At 42.2% G+C, this 7199-nt stretch carries 7 protein-coding genes and 3 tRNA genes; 1 reads left to right on the top strand and 9 read right to left on the bottom strand.

Annotated features, from left to right (window positions below; genetic code table 11):
* Window positions 1-435 precede the first annotated feature (435 nt).
* The 6 genes from glmM to rocF form a co-directional block, all read right to left on the bottom strand.
* The gene (glmM, locus tag ACNQGS_RS28755; RefSeq protein ID WP_491490363.1) at window positions 436-1788 is read right to left on the bottom strand and encodes a phosphoglucosamine mutase; all 1353 of its coding nucleotides are present in this window, start codon (window positions 1786-1788) and stop codon (window positions 436-438) included.
* Between the two features lie 36 nt (window positions 1789-1824).
* Window positions 1825-3042 carry a CdaR family protein gene (locus ACNQGS_RS28750; protein WP_491490362.1) on the bottom strand — a complete coding sequence of 406 codons (1218 nt, stop codon included), beginning with the start codon at window positions 3040-3042 and terminating at the stop codon, window positions 1825-1827.
* Window positions 3035-3862 (bottom strand): diadenylate cyclase CdaA, encoded by an 828-nt coding sequence (gene cdaA / locus ACNQGS_RS28745; protein ID WP_491490361.1) that lies wholly within the window; start codon window positions 3860-3862, stop codon window positions 3035-3037. Before cdaA ends, ACNQGS_RS28750 begins: the two co-directional genes overlap by 8 nt.
* Window positions 3863-3988: 126 nt before the next feature.
* A complete protein-coding gene (locus tag ACNQGS_RS28740; protein ID WP_491490360.1) occupies window positions 3989-4612 on the bottom strand; it encodes a zf-HC2 domain-containing protein in 624 nt (207 codons plus the stop codon).
* 19 nt (window positions 4613-4631) lie between these two features.
* Window positions 4632-5195: an RNA polymerase sigma factor SigW gene (gene sigW, locus ACNQGS_RS28735; protein ID WP_491490359.1), complete on the bottom strand. Its 564-nt coding sequence runs from the start codon at window positions 5193-5195 to the stop codon at window positions 4632-4634.
* Window positions 5196-5456: 261 nt separating this feature from the next.
* Entirely contained in the window at window positions 5457-6356 is a 900-nt protein-coding gene (gene rocF, locus ACNQGS_RS28730; RefSeq protein ID WP_491490358.1) for an arginase, read from the bottom strand.
* Window positions 6357-6468: 112 nt separating this feature from the next.
* Here rocF and ACNQGS_RS28725 point away from each other — a divergent pair, with 112 nt between their 5' ends.
* Entirely contained in the window at window positions 6469-6606 is a 138-nt protein-coding gene (locus ACNQGS_RS28725) for a hypothetical protein (protein WP_423800351.1), read from the top strand.
* A 240-nt stretch (window positions 6607-6846) separates the two neighbouring features.
* Here ACNQGS_RS28725 and ACNQGS_RS28720 read toward each other — a convergent pair.
* The 3 genes from ACNQGS_RS28720 to ACNQGS_RS28710 form a co-directional block, all read right to left on the bottom strand.
* Window positions 6847-6919 (bottom strand) — tRNA-Lys (locus tag ACNQGS_RS28720).
* A gap of 67 nt (window positions 6920-6986) precedes the next feature.
* Window positions 6987-7061: transfer RNA gene (locus ACNQGS_RS28715), tRNA-Gln, on the bottom strand.
* 46 nt (window positions 7062-7107) lie between these two features.
* A tRNA-Tyr gene (locus tag ACNQGS_RS28710) sits at window positions 7108-7192 on the bottom strand.
* Window positions 7193-7199 lie beyond the last annotated feature (7 nt).

Raw genomic sequence — 7199 nt, 5'->3', positions numbered from 1 at the left:
CCTGATATAGGGGGCAAGAAGCTTTGGAGGCGTACCTGCCCCCTTATCTCTGTTTTTTATAGGTATCTGTCTATACCTTTTCAACATTATTTTAGTATGTGCATTTTCTCCCCTTTGTGCACCGAGTTGCCTCCGTGTTTTAAGGAAGAAATTGACGGTTGTGCGTTTCAACCGGGAGGTATCCGCCGAACATTTCGATAATCCTCCACCTCGTCAACTAGCCAAACCCTCTTTCGGCTAGTTCTGGCGCTTTTGTAAAAACAACTGTCCTACCTCTGCCTCCCTTCCAATAACATTGCTTTTATTAAACAAAGCAAATTAATAGTACATGATACGCATTGGTTCGTCAACTTAAAACTTTATGGAAAAATTAAAACCATACATAATAAAATATGCATAAGGGAACAAGAAGTTCCCTTATGCATATAGCGAAATTTATTCTTCGTTTAAACCCATTTCCGCCTTAACAACAGCAGCAATGCGGTTTACATATTCTTCGCAAAGCTCCTCTGAGGATGCTTCTGCCATCACGCGGACAAGCGGTTCTGTTCCTGACGGACGAACAAGGATGCGTCCGTTTCCAGCCATTTCACTTTCCACCTGTGCAATAATCTCTTTTACCTTTTCATTATCAGTTACATGGTGTTTGTCTGTAACCCTAATATTGACAAGTTTCTGCGGGTACTTTTTCATTTCAGCCGCGAGTTCGGAAAGCTTCTTCTTAGTTGCTTTCATAATATTCACTAACTGCAGGCCTGTTAATAAACCATCACCAGTCGTATTATAGTCAAGGAAAATAATATGACCGGATTGCTCACCGCCAAGATTATAATTATTTTTCTTCATTTCTTCAACAACATAGCGGTCGCCCACTGCCGTAGGAACACTTTGAATGGCTTGGCTTTCTACTGCTTTATAAAAACCAAGGTTGCTCATAACGGTAGAAACGATTGTATTATGCTTTAATCGGCCCTGTTCCTTCATGTATTTTCCACAAATATAAAGGATATGGTCGCCATCAACGATGTTCCCTTTTTCATCAATCGCAATTAGACGGTCACCGTCGCCGTCAAAGGCCAAACCAACGTCCGCCCCTTTTTCCTTTAGCAAAGCAGCCAGCGCTTCTGGATGGGTTGAGCCTACGCCCGCATTAATGTTTAAACCATTTGGGGCTGCTCCCATCGTCGACAAATCTGCATCCAAATCAGCAAACAAGTGCATCGCAAGCGATGAGGTTGCCCCGTGGGCACAGTCCAATGCCACATGGATTCCGGAGAAATCCTCATCCACCGTATTCTTTAAATATTGGAGGTATTTTTGACCACCTTCGAAATAGTCCATGACAAGACCAAGGTCAGCCCCTATCGGCCGCGGCAGCTGGTCCTCTGGCAAGTCCATCAATCCCTCAATTTCCAATTCCTGCTCATCAGAAAGCTTAAAACCATCCGGACCGAAAAACTTAATTCCGTTATCCGCAACAGGATTATGAGAGGCAGAAATCATAACACCTGCCTGTGCACCTAAAGCTTTAGTTAAATAAGCCACACCTGGTGTGGAAATTACACCAAGGCGCATGACTTCGGCTCCAATTGAAAGCAAACCGGCCACTAAGGCGCCTTCTAACATATGTCCGGAAATCCGGGTATCACGTCCAATTAAAACCTTTGGACGGGCATGTTCCTTTGTTAACACATATCCGCCAAACCGGCCAAGTTTAAAAGCCAGTTCCGGAGTTAATTCGCTGTTTGCGACTCCACGTACTCCGTCGGTTCCAAAATATTTTCCCATTCTATTATCCGCTCCTTCTATATCTATTACTCCGAATTAAGCATTGTTTGTTATCGTTATTTTTGCTGTAGATTTATCAGGCTTATAATTAACATTTGGCGGGCCATCAACATGAATATTCACTTCATGATTTCCTTCCGGAAGGCTCGAGAGATCAACATATGCGTTAAAATCATCAGGCCCGAGACCGCTTAGGGCAGTGCTTGGCCCATTCACGATTAAATTAATCACTTTGTTTGCCGGATCGGTAATGTCTGCTTTCAAATTGGGCCCCAAGCCTCTAATCTTAAGCGGAATTCCCGATACGGTTGTTTCCGCCTGCTTGCTCACCTTTACAGTAGCCTTTACCATTTGCGGGGTTACCTTTGAGATGCCATTTGAAATAATAACAGGCAAATCCAATGTCGTATTATCATTTATTTTACTGACATCCACTTCTACCCTGACACTTTCGGTATTTTTTAATATATCTTCATCCCCTGTGATGACAGCCTCCGCTGTATCTAGGTCGATGGAATCTATTGTCACGCCGGCCGGCGGCGAACCTTTTCTAATTATATTGATGGGAACCGTTTTGGCGGTTTCTTTGATTGGAAGTGTGACCCTAACGGTTTCCGGTTCCACCGTTACATCCAGTTTATTTAAATCCTTATCAAGAACCTGAATCCGAGCCGATTTTGTTGTGGTTTCCTTCAGCTTTTCTTTTTCCTCAAGGACGGCCTTAACATACGTAATTCGGTCGATTTCACTTTTGGCTCCAGTAATTTTTACCCTTTTCGGTTCCACTACTGGGGTTCCGGCAGCATATCCATCTTCAATTTGGCCTGGGTTAAACTCTGCCTCAATCTTAAATTCCTTTGTTATTTTTTCCTGTATGGTTACATAAACGGAGTTCGGCTTAATGGAAGCCTGCAATTTATCGGATAAATCCTTCACCTTCAGATTCACCTTTTGCCGACCTATTTTGGCATTGGTTAAATCCACATAAACTTCAAAGTTTCTTAAAGCCTTAGCCGACTGAATATGTGTGATCGGCCCTTTGAGGCCCACATCAACTGTATATGGTACCCCCGAGACGACAAGATTTTCAGTATCATAATAAATCTTTACCGGTATATCCTTTATGGTCTCACTCGTTTGCTCTCCAGGCACATATACATCTTTGCCGGCATGCGGAACCGAGGAGTATAACAAAACCGCCAATACAAGCGCCAAGATTTTTATAAACCATGGGGTATCCATTAATTTATCCATTGCTTTTTCCCCTCCAGTTCCAACGAGCTGAAGAAGCTTGTTTTGCTTTGTGCTGATCCAGCAGTTCATTTGTCAGTAATTCGCGAAATTCATCCGCTTTTACATCACGGTGCAACTCGCCATTTTTGGTAAGCGAAATGGCGCCCGTTTCCTCCGATACGACAACCGTGATACTGTCCGTCACTTCGCTTATTCCTAAAGCCGCCCTATGCCGTGTTCCCAATTCTTTTGAGATAAAGGGGCTTTCTGATAAAGGCAGATAACACGCCGCTGCCGCCACATTATTTCTTTGGATAATGACTGCGCCGTCATGAAGCGGTGTATTCGGAATAAAGATATTGATCAGCAACTCGGAAGAAATTCTTGAATTTAATCCAATTCCCGTTTCTATGTAATCGCTCATCCCCGTTTCTCTTTCAATCGAAATAAGGGCTCCAATCCGCCGTTTTGCCATATAATCTGTTGCTTTCATAATGGCTTCCACTGTTTTCTCCTGATCCTCATCTTCAGGATTGTTTGATCTGGAGAAAAACCGGCCTCTTCCCAACTGCTCAAGAGCCCTTCTAAGCTCTGGCTGAAAAATAATGATAATGGCCAGGAATCCGTAGGTAATAACCTGCTCCATCATCCAACTCAAGGTGGTCAGCCCGAAAAAATCACTGGCGACCTTCACAAGCAGAATAACAAAAATTCCTTTTAAAAGCTGAACCGCTTTGGTTCCTTTAATAATATTAATTAATTTATAAATGACATACCAGACAAGGATAATATCAATTGTACTCGATATATACTTCCAGAATGTCCAATCGGCAAACGGCATGGTTTTTCCTCCGTAAATTTGCTAGTAAAACAATATAACCAATACATTATATCACAAACTAAACTTGTACTTATTATATGTTACTGTTTAAAAAAACAAATCACTCCATTTTGAGTGATTTGTCATTTATTTAGTTTCTGTCTGGTCAAAAACACCTACTACGTCTTTAGCTGTTTTTTTCATCTGGTACCAGACCCAATCAAACACTTCGTTTACTACCTCAATATCGCCCGTTACATGGCCTGCAGAAGCTAGGTACTTTTCCCCATTGATGACAGTTGCGTCTCCCTGGATTTCTCCTTCTATTCTGAGTGTTCCATTTCGGACGACAACGTCACCCTTGACGACTTCTCCCTTAGGGACTATGACCGTGTTGTTTTTGACAATTAAATTCCGTTGTTTTGTCACAGAGAACTCTCGCTCATGATTCCACGTTGACATTAGGCTGCCACCCATTAAGACAACAAATAAGGACGCTGCCGTTAGAATTGGATGATTCTTAAACCATCGTGTCATTAGTACCTTCTTCTTTTCCTTCGGCAGACGTGCCAAAACATTGGCTGTAAAATTGGCTGGTGCCTGCATATTTGAAACGCTTTTGACAAAAGCGATCGTTTTGTTCAGTTCGTTAAAAATCGTTTCACAGTCTTTGCAGCTTTGGAGGTGTAGCCGTAAAACCTGATCCTTTTCTAAATCGATTTCTTCGTCCAAGTATTCGTGCATGAGTTCGATGATATGGTCTGGACACATTCTTGTTTCACCTCTTTATTTACACATACCTTAATTGTTGTTTCAATGCTTCTCGTCCGCGGTGAATTCTTGTTTTGACTGTTCCAACCGGAAGGTCGAGAATTTCACTTATTTCGTTTAAGGACAAATCCTCCATGTATTTTAATACGATGGCTGACCGATATTTTTCGGGGAGTTTTAAAATTTCCTTTTGGACTGACTCTTGCAGTTCCATGCTTTCTAATTTCTTTTCCGGCAGTTCGGTATTGGATGGAATCTGCGAATACATCGTCAGCCCTTCCGTACCAGCCACCTCTGCATCCAAATAATGGTCCGGTTTCTTTTTGCGCATCCGGTCGATACAAAGATTGGTGGCAATACGAAAAATCCAGGTGGAGAACTTTAAATCTTGGTTAAAGGACTTTATATTCACATAGGCACGGATGAATGCTTCCTGTGCTGCATCCTCAGCCTCATGCCGGTTCCCAAGCATTCGAAAACAAATCTGAAAAACACTGTTTTTATATATTTCAACAATTTCCCCAAATGCGTCTTGGTCGCCTTTTATGACTTGTTTTATTCTCTTTTTTACTATAGCTTCCATTAAATTACCTCAGCTCCAATGCTGCTATCCGATATACGTATCGTTAGCAAAAAGGTTTCGTTTTAGGTAAAAAAAGTTCTCAATACCTATAATTTTAACAAAAAAATAGTAAAAATTGCTAAAAGAATTCATAGAGGTATTAATAGTAATATTACATTGGAATTATGAACGATTTGTGGAGGAATGGTAAATGAATTGTAAAAATTAAACTATAGAAAATAATTAGCAGCTGCCCTTGTTTTGGCAGCTGCTGTGTGGTTTTTATAGAAGTTTTTCGCCAAATAAAGACCCCATCAGTCCGACAGCAATGGAGGCGGTTTTATTTTTTTCATCGAGAATTGGATTTACCTCAACAAATTCTGCGGAGGTAATTAATTTTGATTCCTCGAGCATTTCCATAGCAAGATGGCTTTCACGGTAGCTGATTCCCCCCATTACCGGTGTCCCAACACCTGGGCATTCACTTGGATCTAGGCCATCGAGGTCAAGCGATAGGTGAACACCATCGGTTCTTTCCTTGAGGTAAGCGATTGTTTCTTCCATCACCTTTGCCATACCGAGGCGGTCGATTTCGTGCATAGTGTAAACCTTGATGCCTCTTTCTTTAATTAGAATCCGTTCTCCTTCATCAAGGGAACGGGCGCCGATAATGATAACATTCTCAGGCTTTACCTTTGGTGCATAGCCGCTGATATTTGTTAATAATGGATGTCCCAAACCAATGCTGACCGCAAGAGGCATACCATGGATATTTCCGGATGGGCTAGTTTCAGCCGTATTCAGGTCACCATGGGCATCGTACCAAATAACACCAAGGTTTTGATAATGCTTCGCCACACCTGCTAATGTGCCGATGGCAATGCTGTGATCGCCGCCAAGAACAAGCGGGAACCAGCCTTCATTAACGGCTGCGTCAACCTTTTCTGCAAGTAGAGTATTTTTTTCTGCAACTAGGTCTAAGTTTCTTAGATTGGATTCTTTATCGACGACAACCTCTGGTCTTCCAATTGGAATATCTCCCATGTCGTGGATTTCCGAAAATAACGGCTTTAGGCGTTCATTGATACCGGCATATCGAATGGCACTTGGTCCCATATCAACCCCGCGGCGCATCTGTCCCAAGTCCATAGGCATTCCGATAATCGAAAGTTTCTTTTTCATTATGTCTCCTCCTAATTGTCTATGCCTCTATTTTAACCGCTTTCATAGTGATGACTCAACTCGACATAAATTTGTATATATATGCGTGGGGCGGGGGAGTGGAGGCATTTATATGTTAGCGGAATTGGTGCGTGTTGTTCTTAATAAATGGGATGAAGGACAAAATAGCAGCTTGATATTGAAAAATGTCCTTCATCGGGTTAATGAAGGACATTTTAGAATCCTGGATAACGGGGAATGGCCTTCATAACCTCAACGAAAAGGTTTACTCGCCTGTTTTGGGCTTTTACCCGCCGATTTTTCCAATTTACTCATCTAAAAATTAAATTTACTCGCCGGATTTATAATTTTACTCGCCTAATCGGATATTTACTCGCCCCCCCAAATGACAGCAAATTCCAACAATAAAACGCCCACAATTACCCAGTGATCAATATGACAATAATAAAAAAACCAAGGATACAATATCCCCGGGTTTCCCGTAAAATTATGAGCCATGAAGGACTCGAACCTTCGACCCTCTGATTAAAAGTCAGATGCTCTACCAACTGAGCTAATGGCTCACTATCATTGCTCAAACTACCTCTCGGTACTTTTCGCAAAATCCTCTGAAGTTATTCAGGGATGATTTGGCTGGGCTAGCAGGATTCGAACCTACGAGTGACGGAGTCAAAGTCCGTTGCCTTACCGCTTGGCTATAGCCCACTAATATGATATTTCTAGCTTGTCCAAAAATCGAGAAAAATATAAATGGTGGAGGGGGACGGATTCGAACCGCCGAACCCTGAGGGAGCGGATTTACAGTCCGCCGCGTTTAGCCACTTCGCTACCCCTCCACAAAAA

Source organism: Neobacillus sp. PVCKKU3 (assembly GCF_058323225.1).
Note: the sequence above shows the minus strand (reverse complement) of the source record. Positions and strands in the feature narration are given on the sequence as shown.